The 2,027-nt window shown below is 71.4% G+C and carries 2 protein-coding genes and 1 pseudogene; all 3 read right to left on the bottom strand.

Going from position 1 to position 2,027, the window contains the following annotated elements; genetic code table 11:
- Positions 1-183: pseudogene (locus R6V09_RS51850) on the bottom strand (DUF4350 domain-containing protein); the annotation flags it as partial.
- Positions 180-965, bottom strand: a complete 786-nt coding sequence (locus R6V09_RS51845) for a DUF4129 domain-containing protein (protein ID WP_317888360.1) — start codon at positions 963-965, stop codon at positions 180-182. The gene R6V09_RS51845 and the pseudogene R6V09_RS51850, both read right to left, overlap by 4 nt.
- Before the next feature lie 4 nt (positions 966-969).
- A partial coding sequence (locus R6V09_RS51840; protein WP_317888359.1) for a DUF7544 domain-containing protein occupies positions 970-2,027 on the bottom strand: 1,058 nt, incomplete at its 5' end.

Here is a 2,027-nt window from a genome sequence, read left to right as displayed (position 1 = left end):
GCCGTAGGGGTCGGCGGAGCGCGGGTCGAGGTCGCCGTGCCGGGCGTCGGAGCGGATCGCGGCGATCGCCACGGCGGCTGCCAGGAGGACCACGAGCGCGAGGACGATGCCACGCGCGCGGGTCCACACCTGGCGGACGGTGGGCGAGGTCGAGGTGGCGGGAAGCGTGACCTCTGTGGTCATTCGGCGGCCCCCTGGCTGGTGTGGTGGGCCGTGCTGTGGGCGCTGCTCGTGAGGACGGGCCTGGTCCGCTCCAGGCCGCGGTCGAGTTCGGCGATGCGGCGGTACGACTGCTCGCTCGCGCCGCGTCCGCCGTACGTCACGTCGTCGAAGTGTCCGGCGGCTGCGCGCAGTTCGTCCGTGTGCGACGGGAGTGCGCGGCCGGCTTCCGCGACCGCCTCGTCGGCGGTGCGGCCGGGGCGGACATCGAGCAGGGCGCGTTCCTCCAGGGAGCGGACGATGGCACGCATGCGTTCCTGCACGGCCGGGTTCCAGTGTCCCTGGGCGGCGTGTGCCTCGGCGGCCGAGCGGTGTTCGGCGGCGCTTCGGGGGCGGTCGTCGAACAGGGCGGCGGTGGAGGCGGGTTGGCGGCGGGGGGTGCCGAGGCGCCACCACAGGGCGGCCCCGACCGCGAGGACGACCAGGATGACGACGATCAGACCGAGCGTTCCGCCGGGTGTGGCCTCGGATGCCCTGCTGAACAGTTTGTCGACCCAGCGTGAGACGGCGTCCAGGGCTCGTTGCACCAGGCTGGGGTCGTTCTCGTGGTACATCTGCTTGGACAGTTCACGCCGGGCCGCCTCCCGCGCGGGGTCGCGCGGGATCGTCACCGGCGGCTCGTCTCCCGAGAGGGCCGACGACTGTACGAGTGTGCCGTGGGCGCGCAGCAGTGCCCTCGTGGCCGATTCGGCGGTGTGCGGCAGCGCCGCAGGTACCGCTGTGAGAACTCCCCCCGCCAGGCTCACCGCATCAGCTCCCCGGGATGGGGCCGGGGGCGGCGGTGCCGTGGTCCTGGACACCGGCGGCACGGGCCAGGTCGAGGTCGAGGGCCTCGCGGCGGATGCGCTGGTCGATGTACAGGAGCACTGTGACACCCGCTGTGATCGGGAACGAGATCATGCGGCCGATCACCGAGCCGAGGCCACTGATGATGAGGAACGTCCAGCCGACGTCGCCGGTGCCGTTGACGAGGATGCCGAGGCCGTCGCCGCTCAACAGTCCGGCGATGAAGGCGAACGGGATCACGAGGATGGACGACAGGATGCTCGCGATGATCTGGGCGAGCAGCTGGATGCCGAAGATCCGCCACCAGGAGCCGCGCACCAGCTTCGCGGAGCGGCTCATCGACTTCACGATGCCCTGCTTCTCCAGCATCAGCGCGGGCGAGGCCAGGGAGAAGCGGATCGCCAGCCAGAGGGTGACGACGCAGCCGGCGAGGCCACCGATGACGGCGAGTGCGATGCCCCCGTCCTGGGATCCCGTGACGGCCACGATGATGCCGGGCAAGGTGGGGACGCCGATCAGGGCGATGGCCATGAGGATCAGCAGGAAGATCAGGCCGAACAGCTTGAGCACCCGGGGGCGGGCGTCACGCCAGGCTTCTGTGGCGGTGACCGGCTTGCCGAGGACGGCGCGGCTGGTGACGGCCGTGAGCAGGGCGGTGGCGATCACCGTGCCGATGAGGGCGACCAGGTAGATGACGCCGGTGCTGAGGAAGACCTCGCTCATGGCGCGGGTCACTTCGGAGGTGCTGGCGTTCGGGTCGTCGAGGGCGTTGGTGCTGGTCAGGTCACTGAAGGCGAAGCCTTGGACGAGGACGACGATGGTCTGCATGACGACCGCGACACTGAGCGAGATGCCCAGGACCGTGCGCCAGTAGGTGCGCATGGTGGAGACGGCGCCGTCGAGGATCTCGCCGACGCCGAGCGGGCGGAGCGGGATCACACCGGGCTTGGCCGCCGGCGGGGGACCGCCCCAGCCGGCTCCCCAGCCGGGAGCTCCGTAGCCGCCGGGCCCGTTGTATCCCC

Source organism: Streptomyces sp. W16, from assembly GCF_033194735.1.
Lineage (GTDB): Bacteria > Actinomycetota > Actinomycetes > Streptomycetales > Streptomycetaceae > Streptomyces.
This window is presented reverse-complemented; position numbering and strand designations above follow the sequence as displayed.